Origin of the sequence: Caballeronia sp. NCF2, from assembly GCF_023631205.1 — a bacterium.
GTDB lineage: Bacteria > Pseudomonadota > Gammaproteobacteria > Burkholderiales > Burkholderiaceae > Caballeronia > Caballeronia zhejiangensis.
On record NZ_JALQDN010000054.1, the window covers coordinates 99,147 to 117,017 of the forward strand.

Here is a 17,871-nt window from a genome sequence, read left to right on the forward strand (position 1 = left end):
ATTTTCTTGTCTTGACGCGTGTGTTCAGTAAGTCGCGCGTCCTCCGGAGAGATCGAAGACCGCGCCCGTCGTGAACGAGTTCTCCGACGAAGCGAGGAACGCGACCATCGATGCGATCTCGTTCACTTCGACGAAGCGTCCGCGCGGAATCTTCGACAGCATGTAGTCGATGTGCTCCTGCTTCATCTGCTCGAAGATTTTCGTGCGCGCGGCGGCGGGCGTCACGGCGTTCACCGCGATATCGAGGCCGGCCGTTTCCTTGCCGAGACTCTTCGTCAGCGCGATCACGCCCGCCTTCGCCGCACTGTACGCCGACGCGTTCGGATTGCCTTCCTTGCCCGCGATCGACGCGATGTTGACGATGCGTCCATAGCCGCGCGCGATCATCGCCCTGACGATCGCCTGATTCACATGGAACGCCGCGTTGAGGTCGACGTCGATCACGCGGGACCATTCTTCCGGCGCGTAATCGGCGACCGTCGCGTTCGCGCCCGCGATGCCCGCGCTGTGCACGAGCACGTCGATTTGCCCGAAGCGCTCCAGCGTGCGCGACGTCGCGTTGGCAACTGCATCGCGATCCGTCAGATCGACGAGCACGGTCTGAACGTCGCTCAGACGCGCGCGGGCATTGGCCAGCGCGGCTTCATCGCGATCCCACAACGAGACGCGCGCGCCGCCTTCGAATAGACGCTGCGCCACCGCGTAGCCGATGCCCTGCGCGCCGCCCGTCACGACAGCCGCGCGATTCGTGAAGTCGTATCGGTTCATGCGTCCACCGTGCGTTGTTGCTGAACGCCCAGACCTTCGATGCCGAGGCGCATCGTCTGTCCCGCGCGCAAATAGATGGCGTCCGGCTTCTGCCCCATGCCGACGCCCGGCGGCGTGCCCGTCGAAATGACATCGCCCGGTTGCAGGCTCATGAAGCGCGAGAGATACGCGACGATCTCGCCGACCTTGAAGATCATCGTGCTCGTGTTGCCGTTCTGATAACGCTTGCCGTCGACTTCGAGCCAGAGCGGGAGCTTGTGCGGATCGGGCACTTCGTCGGCGGTGACGAGCCACGGACCGATCGGGCCGAACGTATCGCAGCCCTTGCCCTTGTCCCAGGTGCCGCCGCGCTCGATCTGATATTCGCGCTCGGAGACATCGTTGATGACGCAGTAACCGGCGACGTGACTCATCGCATCGGCTTCGTCGATATACGCGCCGCCCTTGCCGATCACGACGCCCAGTTCCACTTCCCAATCGGTCTTCTTCGAGCCGCGTGGAATGCGCACATCGTCGTTCGGGCCGACGACCGCCGAGAGCCACTTGTTGAACACGACCGGCTCCGACGGCACCGGCAGATTCGATTCCGCCGCGTGATCGGCGTAATTGAGCCCGATGCAGATGAACTTGCCGATGCGTCCGACACACGGCCCGATGCGTTCGTTCGAAGGCACGACGGGCAGCGTCGATGGATCGAGCTTCGCGAGACGTGCGAGCGATTCGGGCAGGAGCGCATCGCCCGCGATATCGCCGACGACGCCGGACAAGTCGCGGATCGCGCCGCTGGAATCGAGAAGGCCGGGTTTTTCGCGGCCGGGAGCGCCGTATCGCAGCAGCTTCATGAGTCGGTATTTCCTTGACGAGGTGAACGGAACCCACAATGTAGAGAACGCTGCATCGCTTGAATAATGAAAGCTGCTGCCGGGGCAATAACTTTCCGTTATCTTCTCGTTGTCCCTATGCCTGCCGAAACCATGCTGCCGAATGCCGATTCCATCGCCGCGCGCTTGCGGCTCAAGCAACTGCGCCTGCTGATCGCGCTCGACGATCATGGCTCGCTGCATCGCGCCGCCGACGAAATGGCGCTTACGCAGCCCGGCGCGACCAAGGCGCTGCGCGAGATCGAAGCGACGCTCGGCGCCACGCTCTTCACGCGTTCGGCGCAAGGCATTCAGCCGAACGAACTCGGGCGCTGCGTGATCCGCTATGCGCGGCTGATTCACATGGACGTCGCGCATTTACGCGAGGAAATGGCGGGCATTCTGCAAGGCACGGGCGGACGGCTCGCCATCGGCGCGATCACCGGCGCGGTGTCGGGCGTGCTCGTCGATGCACTCGCCCGACTGCGCGAGCGGCAGCCGGCGCTGACCATCGAAGTCGTCGAAGACACGAGCGCGCGCCTGCTCGCGCTGCTGGATCAAGGCAGGCTCGACGTCGCGATCTGCCGTGCGAGCGTCGCGCGTCAGCCGGATCATTACCACTACGTCGAGTTGCGCGACGAACCGCTCGCGATCGTCGCGGGCGTCTCCCATGCGCTCGTCGATGCACCGCGCGTCGAGTTGAGCGAACTCGCTTCGAGCCGATGGATCGTCTATCCGGCCATCATGCCGATCCGCAGCCTCTACGAGCGCGAGTTCAAGGAAGCGGGGCTGCCGCTGCCCTTGCATCCGATCGAAACGGCATCGACCATCACGACCGTCCTGCTGCTGCAGCGCGATCCGACGCTCGTCGCGATGATGCCGCTCGACATGGCGACGTTTCTCGCCGGACACGGACTCGCGAAGCGGCTTGCCATCGCGGTGCGTTCGCGCACGGAGCCGTATGGCGTCGTGACCAGAAAAGGCGCGGCATTGCCGGCGCCCGCGCGGCTCATCATCGAGGAACTGACGCGCGAAAAAAACGCGGACGGGTGATGTGCCCGTCCGCGTTTTCGGCTTCGACTGCCACGCCGCTTACGACACCAGCTCGGCGTTCAACGTGATCTTCGCGTTGCCCGCAAACAGCTTCGACACCGGACAGCCCTCTTTCGCGGCCTGCGCAGCCTTGTCGAAAGCGGCTTTGTCGGCGCCGGGAATCTTCGCCTTGAGATCGAGCTGGCAGGCGGTGATCGTGAAGCCGTCGCCGTCTTTATCGAGCGTCACGGTCGACTTGGTTTCGAGGCTCTCGGCCTTCATGCCGGCCAGCTCGAGTTGCAGCGAGAGCGCCATCGTGAAGCAGCCCGCGTGCGCCGCGCCGATCAGCTCTTCCGGATTGGTGCCCGGACCTTCCTCGAAGCGCGACTTGAAGCCGTACGGCGCCTCGTTGAGCACGCCGGTCTGCGTCGAGATGAAACCCTTGCCGTCCTTGATGCCGCCGCTCCATTTTGCCGATGCTGTCTTTTGCACGAGAGTTCTCCAGAAGATGAATTGGAACCGACGATTCGCACGCGCCGTGCCCGAACGGCGCCCTTCGATAGCCCGAGCGCTTGCATCGTAGCCGATCGCTCGAGCGGGTGCAGGGAGCCTGCGCATTGGACTATCATCGCCCGTTCGCGTTTAACACAACACCACATCACATGGGTCCACCTACCGAACGCATCACCGAAGACCGCACGCCGCCCGATCACGTCGATGTCGTCGTCGTGGGCGGCGGCGTCATCGGCATCAGCACGGCGCGCGCGCTCGCCGAAAAAGGCTTGTCGGTCGCCGTGTGCGAAAAGGGCTATATCGCCGGCGAGCAATCGAGCCGCAACTGGGGATGGTGCCGCGCGACGCATCGCGACCTGCGCGAACTCGAACTGAGCCTCGAAAGCCTCAAGCTCTGGCGGCGCATCGATGCGGAACTGGGCATCGACACCGGCTTTCGCGAATGCGGCATTCTCTACGCCGCCGACGATGCCAAAGCCCTCGCCGATCACGAAGCATGGCTCGCGCGCGCCGTCGCGCTCGTCGGCCGCGACGCGCTCGATTCGCGTATCACGTCGCCCGACGAAACCGGCGCGTTGATGTCCGGCACGTCGCGACGCTTCGCGGGCGGCATCTACACACCGAGCGATGGCCGCGCGGAACCGCAACGCGCCGTGCCCGCCATGGCCGCAGCGCTGCGCGAACGCGGCGTGAAAGTGCTCACGCCCTGTGCGGTGCGCGGCATCGAAACGAGCGGCGGCGCGATACACGGCGTGGTCACGGAACACGGACGCATCCGCTGTTCGAGCGTGGTCATCGCGGGCGGCGCGTGGACGCGCTATTTCGCGGGCAGTCTCGGCGTAGATGTGCCGCAACTCATGGTGCGTTCGTCGGTCATGCGCACCGCGCCGCTCGACGGCGGACCCGACGTCAGCGCGTGCAATCAGGAAATGGGCTATCGCAAGCGTCTGGACGGCGGCTACACCATCGCGAATGCGTTTCACAGCTATCACGACATCACGCCCGACAGCTTTCGGCTCCTCGTCAAATTCCTGCCCGCGCTCAGGAGCCAGATCGGTTCGATCAAGCTCGGACTCAACGCGCGCTTCTTCGAGGAACTTCGACGCCCGCGCCGCTGGCCGCTCGACCGGCCGACCGTCTTCGAAACCGCGCGCACGCTCGATCCGGTGCCGGTCGAATCGTTCAACGAAGCGGCGGTCACGGAGTTCCGCAAGCTCTTTCCGGCGCTGAATCGATTGCGCATCCAACAAGCGTGGGCGGGCTATATCGACGTGACGCCAGATGCCGTGCCGGTCATCTCCCGCGTGGATGGCAAACCGGGGCTTTTCATCGCGACGGGTTTCTCGGGGCACGGTTTCGGCATCGGTCCGGGCGCGGGCCGACTGATGGCGGATATCGTCGCGAACGACGCACCGATCGTCGATCCCCGCGCGTTTCGCCTGTCGCGCTTCTTCGACGGCAGCAAGATCGAGCTCGACGGCGGATTCTGATGCGTCGCGCGACCGCGCGTCGGCGGCGCGCACGCGCTAACATACCGGTTTTGCGGACGTCGCCGGAAACGCGGCGTTCGCCCGGTTCAGTCAAACGGCGCAAACACGCGCCGTTCGTTTTTGAGGCTCACATGGCATCCACGTCAGTTCTTTATATCGACGTCTGGTCGGACTTCGTGTGTCCGTTCTGCTATCTCGAGACGCCCGTGCTCGACCAGTTCCGCAACGCATACGGCGATGCGGTCGAGATTCGCTGGCACGCGTTCGAATTGCGTCCGGAGCCGACGCCGCTCGTCGATCCGAACAGCGAGCAGATCGTCGAATCGTGGGAGAAATCGGTGCGTCCGCTCGCGGAAGAACGCGGCGTGACGATGCGTATGCCGCCGGTCGCGCCGCGCAGCCGCAAGGCATTCGAGACGGCGATGTTCGCGCGCGAATCCGGCCGTTACGATCTCGTGCATCGGGCGATTTTCAAGGCGTATTTCGAGGAAGGCATCGATATCGGCGATACCGACGCGCTGCTCGACATCGCGGCGACCTGCGGCGTCGATCCCGAACTGCTCGAGGAAGCGCTCGATGACGGCACCTACACCGATCTCGTGATCGAAGACGAAGAGTTCGCGAAGAAGCTCGGCGTGACGGGCGTGCCGTTCGCTGTGCTGTCGCGCGAGCCCGCGCCCGGCCAGGAACCGCCGCCGCCGATCGCGCTGCGCGGCGCCGCGCCGATTCAGCATTTCGAGGCTGCGGTCGAGCGGCTCTTTCCCGACGGCTTTCCGGGCGCCTGAAGCGCGTCGAGGCCGCTTAGCTGTGCTCGGCCATGAACGATTTCAGCGCGATCCGCTGCGACGGTTCGAGCGTTTCGAACTCGAGCCCGTACGCCGCGCTGCCATCGGCAGGTTCGGTCGCGCCGACATGGCGCACGATCGCGATGGTCTCGATCTTCACCTCGACGCCATCGGTCCTGAACTGAAATGAAAGTTGCAGACGCTCGCCCATGTGCGCGACCGGATTCGCGACGGTCAGCGACATGCCGTACGGACTGATGTCGCTCACGCGGCCCAGTTGCAGGGCGCTCTGCGGCGCCCCGACGGCCGCGAAATGCGCCGCGAGACGAGTCGGCATCCGCGCGAACTTGCGCGTGCGCAATCGGCGGATCGCGCCCGGCGCCGATAGCACCGCGTAATTGAACGGCTCGCGGCAGGTGGCATCGACGGTGCAGGCGAAGCGGAACACGCCCCGCCCCGTCAGCGCGACCAGATCGACCTGCTCGCCCAGCGTCAGAACGAGCGGATCGAATCCCGCCATCAAAGGCTGCGTCACGAAGAGCGAACGCTCGCCATTGCGGCGCGGCGTCGAAAAGCCGATCACGCGGCTCGCGTACATGGCAGAACCCGTGCCGCCCGTGCCGCGCAAGCCGACCCGCGCGCCGATCGTGAGACCGATGTCCTCCAGCGTCAGCGGCCCGTCCTTCGCGAACTCTTCCTCGGGCGCGCTCGGCGCTGCCGCCTGAATCGCACGATTCGGCTCGAAGTGCCGGAACATGAATTCGAGCGCCGCGCCGTCCGGCACGACGGCGCCGGCGTCGAACAACATCGCGCCATCTGCGGCGACGATCGGCCATTCGAGCGGCGTGCCAAGCGGAATCTCGGACGGTTCGAGACGCGCCAGCGACTGGCGCGCATCTGCGACGGTTTCTTCGGTCATCTTATCGGACGATTCTTAGGTGTTTTCCGCAATCGTCGTGCTTGCCGGGGTTGCCGTCAAGTGCTGTATGGCAAGTTTTACGTTAGCGTACTGATATTTTTACCGCGCGATGGATTTTCTACCGGGCCAGGCGTCGGCATGAGTTTATGCGCACAAAGTTTCGCTCCGACTCATGTTCAGCGAACCGTAGCGCCCGATTCGGCCGAATGAGGAACGGGTTTTTGCGGCGAATTCGTCACGCTTTCGATGGCAGCCAGCACTTGCGGCACGTCGGGAGGTGCGCCCTCTTCGCCGATCGACACCGACCGTCCGGGATCATTCACGCCGAAATGCTCTCGCGAGGTCGCGGCAAACAACATCACGGTGCGGCGCTGCAAGGCGTGCGCGAGATGCACGAGCCCGGTATCCGCGCCGACAACGAGTTCAGACGCCTGAATCCAGTGCGCGCATTCCACGACCGACAGCTTCGGCAGCACGGTCGCACCCGGCACGAGCGCGGCGATGGCTCGCGCCTCGTCCTGCTCGCGCTCCGTTCCCCACGGCAGCGCGATCGAATAACCGCGCGCGGTCAGCCAGCGGCCGACTTCGCCCCAATGCGACTGCGGCCACTTCTTCACGTCCGCCGACGTCGCATGAAACAGCATCGCGATGCGCGCGTCGCGCGGAATGTTCAGCTCGCGGGTGGGCGCGGGCAGGCGGATGTTGAAGTCGGGCGGGTCTTCCAGACGATAGCCGAGCGCATCCGCGACGCTCACGCGCATGCCGCGCCAGGCATCGGTGAGCGGACGCGGACCGAAGCGCGCGTTGTACGCGAAAGCCGCGCCGCGCTCGCCGAGATCCTGATTCAGATACCCGTAACGCCGCCGTCCGCGCGCGATGAACGCGATGATCGCGCTCTTGTAGACACCGTGAATATCGACGATCACGTCGTATTTTTCGGCGCGCAACTCACCGATCGACGCGCCGATCTCCTTCAGATCGTTCCAGCTGCGCGCCTTCTTGAACTTGCGCAAGGGCGCGCTCAGCACGCGATCGACGCCGGGATTCCAGCGGATGATATCGGCGAAGGCGGCGTCCGCGGCCCAGTCGATTTTGGCGGAAGGAAACGCGCGCCGCAGATCGGCAACGACGGGTAGCGTCTCGACGATATCGCCGAGAGACGTGACTTTGACGATCAGAATTCGCTTCATGAACGGGACGAGAATGTTCCGGTGCGAGTCGCGGCCAGCGGCAATGCTGGGCCGAACCCGGAAAACCAGCGATTCTAATGAATTTGAGACGAACGCGATGTCAGCGTTTGTAAGGACTATCCGGAAACGGACGCTGCGACGGCTTCAGAATAGACCAATTCACAGCGTCCGGTTGCCGCGACGCGCGCCCGTCGATCAGAGCGAACGCGTCGAGAACGTGTCGCACTGGGCGACATCGCCCGATGACATGCCGCGCCGCAGCCAACGCTGGCGTTGCGCGCTCGTCCCGTGCGTGAACGCCTCGGGCACGACGCGACCTTGCGATTGCTGTTGCAGACGGTCATCGCCGATCGCGGCCGCCGCGTTCAAGCCTTGCTCGAAATCGCCCGGCTCGATCAGCTTCGCGTTCTCGCGCTGCGCGACCGCGGCCCAGACGCCCGCGAAGCAATCCGCCTGCAACTCGACGCGCACCGACAGCGCGTTCGCCTGCTCGCGCGACATTTGCGAGCGCGCCTGATCGACCTTGTTCATGATGCCGAGCACGTTCTGAACGTGATGCCCGACTTCATGCGCGATCACATACGCCTGCGCGAAATCGCCACTCGCGCCGAAGCGGTCGCGCAACTCGCGATAGAACGAAAGATCGATGTACACCTTGCGGTCGTTCGGGCAATAGAACGGGCCCATGGCTGCCTGCCCGGTGCCGCACGCGGTTTGCGTGGCGCCGGAAAACATCACGAGCCGCGGCGCCGGATAGTCCTGATTGAACTGCGCGCGAAAGATGTGCTGCCACGTCTGTTCCGTGTTGCCGAGCACGCGGCGCACGAACACGGCGCCGGGATCGTTGGCCGGTTGCGCATTGGACGGTGCGGCCTGCTGTTGCGGCGCGTTGCCATGCAGAACTTGCGCGCCGTTGATGATCGTCATCGGATTGATGCCGAAGAAATACGACGCCGCGAGCGCCACGACGATCGTCCCGATGCCGATCGATCCGCCGCCCATTCGAAAACCGCCCCCGCCGCGCCGGTCCTCTACATTCTGACTTTCCTGCTGGTCATCGAGGCGCATGATGCTTCTCCTTCCTACGCGCACGTCGCGCGTGTCAAAAGCGATTATGGTAACCGCGCCTGTCGCACGTCCCGTGCCGCGACAACGTAAAAGTTCTTTCTGAACCGATCAAAACCGGCGCCTCTTGCGCGCGGCGATTCCAGTGCGGTCGATTGTCGCGAAAACGCGTGCGCGATCTTGCCGCGGTGCACTATATCTCCATCTCGAAATCATCGAGAAATCAATCCGATAGCGGTGCTAAACCCTTGAAACTGCGGCATTTGCGCGCAATGACAATTCACTGACGCAGCGCAACACCCGTCTCGAAACAGAGCTAAGCTCCGGCCCGTCGCACGTCTCGATCAGCACAGGACACAACCGCTCCCGACTGCGGGCGCGCGTGAATTTCAAGGCACAAGTCATCATGCATTCGACTCCCGAAGCACTCGATCTGGCCCGAATCCAGTTCGCGTTCACCGTCTCGTTCCACATCATCTTTCCGGCGCTTTCCATCGGGCTCGCGAGTTTCATCGCCGTGCTCGAAGGCGCGTGGCTCAAAACCGGCAAGCCGGTCTACAAGGAGCTGTGTCTCTTCTGGTCGAAAGTCTTTGCCGTCGCGTTCGGCATGGGCGTCGTGTCGGGCGTCGTCATGGCGTACGAATTCGGCACCAACTGGGGCGGCTTTTCGAGCTTCGCCGGTCCGATCACCGGGCCGCTGCTCACCTATGAAGTGATGACCGCGTTCTTCCTCGAAGCGGGCTTCCTCGGCATCATGCTGTTCGGCTGGAACAAGGTCGGCCCGAAGGCGCACTTCGGCGCAACGCTGATGGTCGCCATCGGCACGCTCATCTCCACCTTCTGGATTCTCGCCTCGAATAGCTGGATGCAGACGCCGCAGGGCTTTCGCATCGAAGGCGATCATGTCGTGCCGGTCGACTGGTGGGCGATCATCTTCAATCCGTCGTTTCCGTACCGGCTCGCGCATATGGCGATTGCGGCGTTCATCGTGGCGGCGCTCGTCGTGGCCGCGACCGGCGCGTGGCATCTGCTGAAAGGCCGGCGCGATCCGGCCATCAAGAAGATGTTTTCGATGTCGCTCTGGCTGCTGCTCGCCCTGACGCCGATTCAGGCGCTCGTCGGCGACGCGCACGGCCTCAACACGCGCGAACATCAGCCGGCGAAGATCGCGGCGATCGAAGGCATCTGGGAAACGGAGAAAGGCGGCACCGCGCTCAATCTCTTCGGCATTCCCGACATGGAAGCCGAAACGACGAAATACGCCGTGCAGATTCCGCATCTCGGCAGCCTGATCCTCACGCATAGCTGGGACGGCGAGATTCGCGGCCTGAAGGAATTCCCGAAGGAAGATCGTCCGAACTCGACGCTCGTGTTCTGGAGCTTCCGCGTGATGGCCGGACTCGGCGTGCTGATGATCGTGATGTCGTTCGCGGCGTGGTGGCTGCATCGCAGGCGCAAGCTGTTCGAGGCGCGCTGGTTCCATCGCTTTGCACTTGCGATGGGTCCAAGCGGATTCATCACGCTGCTCGCGGGCTGGGTCACGACCGAAGCCGGACGCCAGCCTTGGGTCGTGTACGGCGTGATGCGTACTGCCGATGCCGTCTCGCCGGTCACGGCGCAGCAAGTCGGCGTGTCGCTGCTCGCGTTCGTGATCGTCTACACGATCGTCTTCGGCACGGGCATCTACTACTTGCTGAAGCTGCTGCGTCACGGCCCCGCGTTGCCGGGCGCGTCGACGCAGCCGTCGGACGGCAGCGCGCGGCGTCCGCTCAGCCTTCCGAATCAGTCCATCGAAGGAGCTTAAGAACATGGACCTCACACTCGCCTGGGCCGCGATCATCGCGTTCGGCCTGTTCCTTTACGTCGTGCTCGACGGCTTCGACCTCGGCATCGGCATTCTCTTCCCGTTCTTTCCGGATCAGCACGATCGCGACGTGATGATGAACACCGTCGCGCCCGTCTGGGACGGCAACGAAACGTGGCTCGTGCTCGGCGGCGCGGGATTGTTCGCCGCGTTCCCGATGGTTTATTCGACCGTGCTGTCCGCGCTGTATCTGCCGCTCGTGCTGATGCTCGTGTGCCTGATTTTCCGCGGCGTGTCGTTCGAAATCCGCGCGAAGGCGCAGCGCACGAAGCATATGTGGGATCTGGCGTTCATCGGTGGATCGGCGGGCGCGACGTTCTTTCAGGGCGTGGCGCTCGGCGCGTTTCTCGACGGCATTCCGGTCGCCGACGGCCGTTTTTCCGGCGATGCCTTCGGCTGGTTCACGCCCTTCTCGATCTTCACGGGCGGCGCGCTGGTCGTCACTTATGCGCTGCTCGGCGCGTGCTGGCTGATCGCGAAAACGGAAGGCGATCTGCAGCGGCGGATGTATCGCGTCGTGTGGCCGCTGACCGTTCTGCAACTCGCGACGATCGCGGTCGTCAGCATCTGGACGCCGTTGCAAGACGCGGGCATCGCGTCGCGCTGGTTCGATTCGCCGTGGTTCTATCGCATGTTGCCGGTGCCCGTGCTGGTCGCGGTTTGCGCGTGGGCGATGCGCCGCTCGATCGCATCGCGTCACGAGAAGCGGCCGTTTGCCGTCGCGCTCGGCTTCGTGTTTCTCGGCTACTCGGGTCTGGTGCTGAGCGTGTCGCCGCACGAGATTTTCCCCGGCGTTTCGATCTGGGATGCGGCCGCGCCCCGTTCGAGCCAGCTCTTCACGATCGTCGGCGCGGCGGTGATTCTGCCTGTGATCGTCGCTTACACGACGCTAGGCTATTGGATCTTCAGAGGAAAGGTGCGTCATGGCGAACATCACTACCATTGAGCGCGCGCGCAAGGTGTTCTGGTTCGTCGCGTTGTGGATGGCGGGCGTCGGCGGCGCGATGCTGCTCGCGCTGCCGTTCAAGTTGCTGATCAAGGCGGGCGCGGCGATTCATTGAGGCGCCGCGCGCGTTCAGAACACCGCCGCCGCAATCACCCCGCCAACGATCCCGAACACCACGACCGACGCGGCCACGAACGCGAGCACGCGCGGCGGAAACGACCGCGCGAGCATCGCGAGCGACGGCACGCTGACGGGCGGCAAGGTCATCAAGAGCGCGCCGGCCGGTCCCGTCGCCATGCCGAGCGAAAGCATCGCCTGAATGATGGGCACTTCGCCGGCGGTCGGAATCACGAAGAGCGTGCCCGCGACGGCAAACGCCGCGATCCACCACATGCCGTTGCCGATATCCGGACCGATGTGCGGAAAGAGCCAGGCGCGCGCCGCGCCAAGCAGCAGCACGAGCACGATGTATTCGGGCACGAGCCGCAACGTCATGCGTCCGAGAATTTTGATCCAGCGCGAAAACGCCGTGCCCGGCTCGTCCTCTTCGATCAGCTTGGCAAGCGCCTGACGCGACGACGCCGCCTGCGCCGGCGTCACCATCCGGTTGATCGCGTAGCCGAGGCCGAACACCATCAATACGCCGAGCACGAGCCGCAAACCGGTCCACTGCCAGCCGAGCACGAAGCCCATGAAAACCAGCGCCGCCGGATTGAGCACGGTATTGCCGAGCCAGAACGCGACGGCCGCGCCCGGCGCCGCTTCGCGCGCACGCAGCCCCGCGACGACGGGCGCGGCGCAACACGTGCACATCATGCCGGGCAAGGACATCAACCCGCCGTTCACGACGCTGCCGAAGTTGTGCTCGCCCAGCGCCCGCGCGACCCAGCGCGGCGGAATCAGCGCCTGCACCGCGGAGCCGAGCAGAAGGCCGAGCACCATCGCCTGCCAGATGGCTTTGCCGTAGGCGATCGCGTAGTCGAGCGCGGCTTGCCACGACGGCTCCGGCGCGCTCGCCGACGTGCCCATCAGAATGGATTTGCCGATCGAATGCTGGCTCGCCGCGACGAACGCGCGGTTGTAGTACGGAAACCATTTCACGTAGAACAGGCCCACGACGGCGATCAGCAGGAATACCAGCCAGCCGCGTGCGACGCGAGGTTGTGAAAACGTGGTCATATCTTTTTCTTTCGAGTGATGAGGTTGAATCAGAGCGCGGGCGTCGTCTCGGCGAGCCGGGCGAGCAAGGCTTTCGCCTGATCGACGCTGTCCGCGTCGTTCGGACGGAACAGCACGTGCGCCGCATGCGGCAGCTTCGTATAGAGCGCCTGGCTGCTGCGTCCATACGCCGGATCGTAATGACGGTCGATCAGTTCGGCGAAAAGCTCCGCGCGTGCGTTGTCATCGATCAGCCGATGCCAGTGCGCGACGCGCTCCCGGCTATGCAGCGCGACGAGCTTCGACAATTGCGCCTTGAAAAACGCGGGATCGTCGAAAAGATGCGCGTAATCCTGCAGCAAGAACGCGATGCGGTCCTCGCGCCGCGCCTCGACTTCCACGCACGATGCCGCGTGCAGATTGTCGAGGATGGCGTCGGGCATCGTGATCGATCCGATGCGCCGCCCTTCCGCTTCGACAAAAACCGGTTTCGCCGGATCGAAGCCCGAAAGCGTCTTCAGGAGCGCCGAATCGAACGCTTTTTGCGTCGGCTGCGGGCGTCCCGGCAGCGCGCCGAGCAAGGAACCGCGATGCGCGGCGAGTCCTTCGAGATCGAGCGTCTGCGCGCCCGCCGCGTCGAGCGCCTTCAGCAGCCGCGTCTTGCCGCTGCCCGTATGGCCGATCAGCGCGACATAGCGAAAACGTCCGGGCAGCGTGCCGAGCCGCTCGATCACGTCGCGCCGATAGCTCTTGTAGCCGCCGTCGAGTTGCCGGGCCTGCCAGCCGATCATGTTGAGCCACGTCGTCATCGAGCCGGAGCGCTTGCCGCCGCGCCAGCAATAGACGAGCGGACGCCAGTTGCGCGGCTTGTCGGCGAAGATCGTGTCGAGATGCATCGCGATATTGCGCGCGACCATCGCCGCGCCGACGCGCGTCGCCTCGAACGGCGAGACCTGCTTGTACATCGTCCCGACGATCACGCGCTCTTCGTTGCTGAGCACGGGCGCGTTGATCGCGCCGGGAATGTGATCCTCGGCGAATTCGAGCGGTGTGCGGACGTCGACGATTTCATCGAACTCGCTCAGGCGATCGATGGGAACGAGCAGGTTTTTCACGGGCTTGCGGGCGGGTTTTGGCTGAATCGAGCGAAAAATTATCGCATGCGGGCGGATTTCGGCCCGGACGCGCTTTTTTTGACCGACGCGCGATGCCCGCGAAAGCGGCTAAAGTGCATGAATCGATGCTTCCGAGAGGAAAGCGATGAGCTTTCACGAGACGATTGGCGCGCGCCGCTACCGCTTCGACGATCTGAAGACGCTGCTCGCGCGCGCCAGCCCGCGGCGCTCCGGCGACGAACTCGCGGGCATCGCGGCCGCCACCGAGGAAGAACGCGTGGCCGCGAAAATCGCGCTCGCGCAGTTGCCGCTCGCCGCGTTTCTCGACGAGCCGCTCATTCCCTACGAGGACGACGAAGTCACGCGCCTCATCGTCGATACGCATTCGCGCGAAGCGTTCGCGCCGATCGCGCACCTGACGGTCGGCGAATTCCGCGAGTGGCTGCTCGCCGATACCACCGACACCGCCGCGCTCGAACGCATCACGATGGGCGTGACGCCGGAGATGGCCGCCGCCGTTTCCAAGCTGATGCGCAATCAGGATCTGATCCTCGCTGCCAGAAAACGCCCGGTCGTCACGCGCTTTCGCACGACGATCGGCCTGCCGGGGCATCTCTCGGTGCGCCTGCAGCCGAATCATCCGACCGACGATCCGAAGGGCATCGCCGCATCGATGCTCGACGGCCTGTTGTACGGCTGCGGCGATGCCGTCATCGGCGTGAATCCCGCATCGGATTCGCCCGCCGCCATCGGCAAGCTGCTCGCGATGATGGACGATTTCCGCCAGCGCTACGACGTGCCGATGCAGTCGTGCATCCTCACGCACGTCACCAACACGCTCGCCGCCATCGAGCAAGGCGCGCCCGTCGATCTCGTGTTCCAGTCCGTCGCGGGCACGGAGCGCGCGAACGCGAGCTTCGGCGTGTCGCTCGCGTTGCTGGAGGAAGCGCGCGACGCGGCGCTCTCGCTCAAACGCGGGACCGTCGGCGATAACGTCATGTACTTCGAGACGGGGCAAGGCAGCGCGCTGTCGGCGAACGCGCATCACGGCGTCGATCAGCAGACCTGCGAAGCGCGCGCGTACGCGGTCGCGCGCCGCTTCCAACCGCTTCTGACGAACACGGTGGTCGGCTTCATCGGCCCGGAATATCTCTATGACGGACGGCAGATCATCCGCGCGGGACTCGAAGACCACTTCTGCGGCAAGCTGCTCGGCGTACCGATGGGCTGCGACATCTGCTACACGAATCACGCCGAAGCCGATCAGGACGACATGGACACGCTCCTCACGCTGCTCGGCGTGGCGAACGTCAACTTCATCATGGGCGTGCCGGGCGCGGACGACGTGATGCTCAACTATCAAAGCACGTCGTTCCATGACGCGCTCTATATCCGCCGCGCGCTGAACCTGAAACGCGCGCCGGAATTCGAAGCGTGGCTCGCGAAGATGCGCGTCACCGATGGCCGCGGCAATCTGCTCGCCGCGCCCACGCAACCTTTGCTCGACTGGATCGACTCATGACGAACGCCGATGCCTGGGACGCGCTGCGGCGCTTCACCAACGCGCGCATCGCGCTCGGCCGCGCGGGCAGCAGCCTGCCGACCGCGCCCTTGCTCGCATTCGAACTCGCGCATGCGCAGGCGCGCGACGCGGTGCATCAGCCGCTCGATACCGTCGCGTTGCGCGAAGCCGTTCGCGCCGCCGGCTTCGATACGCTCGATGCGCAAAGCGCCGCGCCGGATCGCGATCGCTATCTGCGTCGGCCGGATCTGGGCCGCGTGCTGAACGATGAAAGCGCGCAACGGCTTGCAGCGCACGCATCCGAAAGCGATATCGTTTTCGTCGCCGCCGATGGCTTGTCGGCCTTCGCCGCGCAACGTCACGTCGCGCCCTTGCTCGCGACATTGCGTGCGCGGCTCGACGGCTGGAACGTCGGTCCCGTCGTGATCGCGACGCAGGCGCGCGTCGCCCTCGGCGATCGCATCGGTGAGCTTTTGCGGGCGCAGATCGTCGTCGTAATGATCGGCGAACGGCCGGGGCTCAGTTCGCCCGACAGCCTCAGTCTTTACGTGACCTACGCGCCGCGCGCCGGACGCAACGACGCCGAGCGCAACTGCATATCGAATGTGCGGCCCGAAGGACTCGACTACGAAATCGCCGCATTCAAGCTGATGTGGCTGCTGAACGAAGCGCGCCGCCTGAAGCTCACCGGCGTCGGGCTGAAGGATCACAGCGGCGCGTTGCCCGCGTCCGACGCGAAACTGCCAGCCGATTAAACGCGCAACTTCCGATACAGCGTCGTGCGCGATATGCCGAGCGCGCGCGCCGTCGCGGATACATTGCCGCCGTGCGCCTTGAGCGCGGCGCTCACCGCGCTCGCTTCGATGTCGACAAGACGCGCGACGTTCGCGGGCGGCGTTGCGTTATCGAATTTGGGCTGTTCGCCGAGTTCATCGACGAAATCGTGCGGAAGATGTTCGATGCGGATATGCGTGTCGTGATCGTCGAGCATCGCGGACGCCGTGCGCAGGACATTGCTCAACTGCCGTATGTTGCCCGGCCACGGATGACGCGCGAAGAGCGCGAGCACGTCGTCGTCGACGTACACGACGCGCCCGGCGAAACGCTCGTGCCGCAGAATCTTGTCGACGACCGCGCGCAGGTCGGAGCGCGCGGCAAGCGGCGGCAGCGTCACCGAAAGACCGTTGATCCGGTAATACAAATCTTCGCGGAATTCGCCCTGCGCGACGCGCTCGCGCAGCTTGCGATTGCTCGCGCAGACGAGCATGAAATCGACCGGCACCGCGCGCGCGGCGCCGAGCGGCTCGACGACGCGTTCCTGCAGCACGCGCAGCAGACGGCTTTGCATCGCGAGCGGCATGTCGCCGATTTCATCGAGAAAGAGCGTGCCGCCGTTCGCCTGCACGATCTTGCCGATCGCGCCGCGCTTCGCCGCGCCCGTGAACGCGCCCTGCGCATAGCCGAAAAGCTCCGATTCGATCAGCGTCTCCGGCAGCGATGCGCAGTTCACCGCAACGAACGGCCCCGCGCGGCGCGGCGAATCGTCGTGGATCGCGCGCGCGAGCATTTCCTTGCCCGCGCCCGTTTCACCGCCGATCAGAATCGGTATGTTCTTGCCAATGACCTTGCGCACGCGCGCGACGATGTCGTTCATCTGCGCATCGCCGGTACAGAGATCGGCGAGGCTCGAACCGGCGCGCTCGCGTGTGGGGATCGTGCTCGTCGTGCTCGGGACGCTCGACATGTTCCGCGCGTGAAAATCGACGCTCGCGAACACCGCGACGCCGCTAGGCAGTTCGAGCCGGCAAGGCGCATCGCCCGCGCGCGCGATGAGTTCATCGACGCGCTCGCCGAACAGCGCATCGAGCGTCTGCGAACGCAAAGCGCCGAGTTCGAGACCGAGCTGAAACTGCGCGCTGCGGTTCGCGCAGAGCAGGCGCCCGTCGAGATCGAATACGGCGATGCCTTACATCAACGTGCCGATGAACTCGGGCCGGCTATGGAAACGGATGCGCAGGCCGTCGCTGAAGCCGCTCGCGATCAGTCGGTTCTCGATCATCTGCGCGGACATTTTCACGAGCGCCATCGTGTGCTGGTGATAGCCGCGTCGGTCGCCGGTGACATCGAGCACGCCGGAGAGATTGCCGTGCGGATCGAGGATCGGCACGCTGGAACACGTCAGAAAGTGATTGGCGCGCAGGTAGTGCTGGTCGCCGTGCACGGTGACGGCCGTGCGCTCGGCGATCGTCGTGCCGATCGCGTTCGTGCCCTGATGCTCCTCGCTCCAGAGCGCGCCCGCGCGCAGCGCGACTTTTTCGGCGCGCGCGAGGAAGTCGTCGTCGCCGAGTGAATGCAGGATCAATCCGCTCGCGTCGGTGAGCGCGATCATGCTGTGCGTATTGGCGATCTGCGCGTACAGCGTTTCCATCACCGGCAGCGCGTGAGCGAAGAGCGCACGGCTTTCATCGAGCTTGACGGCGAGCTCCGTGCCCGACAGCACGGCGTAATCCGGGCGCATCGTCTCGCACAGCCCGAACGTGGCCGAGCGCTCGTGCGAATGACGAATGACGTCGCGTTGCGCCGACTGCAAGGCCGCGCCGATGGCATGCTGCATCGCCTCCTCCTTTTCGATTCACGGTCGCGT

General features: G+C 64.7%; 16 protein-coding genes and 1 pseudogene. 8 read left to right on the forward strand and 9 right to left on the reverse strand.

Features of this window, described 5'->3' with window-relative positions:
• Positions 1-24: 24 nt before the first annotated feature.
• Positions 25-768 (reverse strand): SDR family oxidoreductase, encoded by a 744-nt coding sequence (locus NCS02_RS18085; RefSeq protein WP_250503025.1) that lies wholly within the window; start codon positions 766-768, stop codon positions 25-27.
• Positions 765-1,610 carry a fumarylacetoacetate hydrolase family protein gene (locus NCS02_RS18090; protein ID WP_008353152.1) on the reverse strand — a complete coding sequence of 282 codons (846 nt, stop codon included), beginning with the start codon at positions 1,608-1,610 and terminating at the stop codon, positions 765-767. The genes NCS02_RS18085 and NCS02_RS18090 overlap by 4 nt, the downstream gene beginning before the upstream one ends.
• A gap of 132 nt (positions 1,611-1,742) precedes the next feature.
• Between NCS02_RS18090 and NCS02_RS18095 the strand changes: the two genes are divergently transcribed.
• Positions 1,743-2,681, forward strand: coding sequence for a LysR family transcriptional regulator (locus tag NCS02_RS18095; RefSeq protein WP_008353151.1), 939 nt, complete (start codon positions 1,743-1,745; stop codon positions 2,679-2,681).
• 39 nt (positions 2,682-2,720) lie between these two features.
• Here NCS02_RS18095 and NCS02_RS18100 read toward each other — a convergent pair whose 3' ends face one another.
• A complete protein-coding gene (locus NCS02_RS18100) occupies positions 2,721-3,152 on the reverse strand; it encodes an OsmC family protein (RefSeq protein WP_008353150.1) in 432 nt (143 codons plus the stop codon).
• A 170-nt stretch (positions 3,153-3,322) separates the two neighbouring features.
• Between NCS02_RS18100 and NCS02_RS18105 the strand changes: the two genes are divergently transcribed.
• Both NCS02_RS18105 and NCS02_RS18110 read left to right on the forward strand, forming a co-directional pair.
• Positions 3,323-4,663, forward strand: coding sequence for an NAD(P)/FAD-dependent oxidoreductase (locus NCS02_RS18105; protein WP_250503026.1), 1,341 nt, complete (start codon positions 3,323-3,325; stop codon positions 4,661-4,663).
• Positions 4,664-4,794: 131 nt separating this feature from the next.
• Complete coding sequence (locus NCS02_RS18110; protein ID WP_033537055.1) at positions 4,795-5,448, forward strand: DsbA family oxidoreductase; 654 nt, start codon at positions 4,795-4,797, stop codon at positions 5,446-5,448.
• 16 nt (positions 5,449-5,464) lie between these two features.
• On the opposite strand, the gene NCS02_RS18115 is transcribed toward NCS02_RS18110, so the two are convergent.
• The 3 genes from NCS02_RS18115 to ypfJ all read right to left on the reverse strand — a co-directional run bounded on the left by NCS02_RS18115 (position 5,465) and on the right by ypfJ (position 8,625).
• On the reverse strand, positions 5,465-6,367 hold the full coding sequence (locus NCS02_RS18115; protein WP_250503027.1) for a flagellar brake protein: 903 nt from the start codon (positions 6,365-6,367) through the stop codon (positions 5,465-5,467).
• A gap of 176 nt (positions 6,368-6,543) precedes the next feature.
• Positions 6,544-7,557 carry a lipopolysaccharide heptosyltransferase I gene (gene waaC, locus NCS02_RS18120; protein ID WP_008353143.1) on the reverse strand — a complete coding sequence of 338 codons (1,014 nt, stop codon included), beginning with the start codon at positions 7,555-7,557 and terminating at the stop codon, positions 6,544-6,546.
• Between the two features lie 195 nt (positions 7,558-7,752).
• Positions 7,753-8,625, reverse strand: a complete 873-nt coding sequence (gene ypfJ, locus NCS02_RS18125; RefSeq protein WP_175979423.1) for a KPN_02809 family neutral zinc metallopeptidase — start codon at positions 8,623-8,625, stop codon at positions 7,753-7,755.
• A gap of 403 nt (positions 8,626-9,028) precedes the next feature.
• Between ypfJ and NCS02_RS18130 the strand changes: the two genes are divergently transcribed.
• From NCS02_RS18130 to NCS02_RS18140, 3 genes are read left to right on the forward strand one after another with little or no spacing between them, the layout of a single operon-like run.
• Complete coding sequence (locus NCS02_RS18130) at positions 9,029-10,426, forward strand: cytochrome ubiquinol oxidase subunit I (RefSeq protein ID WP_175979424.1); 1,398 nt, start codon at positions 9,029-9,031, stop codon at positions 10,424-10,426.
• 4 nt (positions 10,427-10,430) lie between these two features.
• A complete protein-coding gene (gene cydB / locus NCS02_RS18135) occupies positions 10,431-11,432 on the forward strand; it encodes a cytochrome d ubiquinol oxidase subunit II (RefSeq protein WP_250503028.1) in 1,002 nt (333 codons plus the stop codon).
• Positions 11,410-11,547: a hypothetical protein gene (locus NCS02_RS18140; RefSeq protein WP_167357759.1), complete on the forward strand. Its 138-nt coding sequence runs from the start codon at positions 11,410-11,412 to the stop codon at positions 11,545-11,547. The genes cydB and NCS02_RS18140 overlap by 23 nt, the downstream gene beginning before the upstream one ends.
• A 14-nt stretch (positions 11,548-11,561) precedes the next feature.
• Here the strand turns inward: NCS02_RS18140 and NCS02_RS18145 are convergent, their stop codons facing one another.
• Together NCS02_RS18145 and mnmH are read right to left on the reverse strand one after the other, a co-directional pair.
• Positions 11,562-12,611, reverse strand: a complete 1,050-nt coding sequence (locus tag NCS02_RS18145) for a permease (RefSeq protein ID WP_008353139.1) — start codon at positions 12,609-12,611, stop codon at positions 11,562-11,564.
• A gap of 29 nt (positions 12,612-12,640) precedes the next feature.
• Positions 12,641-13,705: a tRNA 2-selenouridine(34) synthase MnmH gene (mnmH, locus tag NCS02_RS18150; protein ID WP_008353138.1), complete on the reverse strand. Its 1,065-nt coding sequence runs from the start codon at positions 13,703-13,705 to the stop codon at positions 12,641-12,643.
• Between the two features lie 145 nt (positions 13,706-13,850).
• Here mnmH and NCS02_RS18155 point away from each other — a divergent pair, with 145 nt between their 5' ends.
• The gene (locus NCS02_RS18155; RefSeq protein WP_250440660.1) at positions 13,851-15,227 is read left to right on the forward strand and encodes an ethanolamine ammonia-lyase subunit EutB; all 1,377 of its coding nucleotides are present in this window, start codon (positions 13,851-13,853) and stop codon (positions 15,225-15,227) included.
• The gene (eutC, locus tag NCS02_RS18160) at positions 15,224-15,982 is read left to right on the forward strand and encodes an ethanolamine ammonia-lyase subunit EutC (RefSeq protein WP_250503029.1); all 759 of its coding nucleotides are present in this window, start codon (positions 15,224-15,226) and stop codon (positions 15,980-15,982) included. Before NCS02_RS18155 ends, eutC begins: the two co-directional genes overlap by 4 nt.
• Here the strand turns inward: eutC and NCS02_RS18165 are convergent.
• Positions 15,979-17,841, reverse strand: a pseudogene (locus NCS02_RS18165) (sigma-54-dependent Fis family transcriptional regulator). The gene eutC and the pseudogene NCS02_RS18165 sit on opposite strands and share 4 nt — an antisense overlap.
• Between the last annotated feature and the right edge of the window lie 30 nt (positions 17,842-17,871).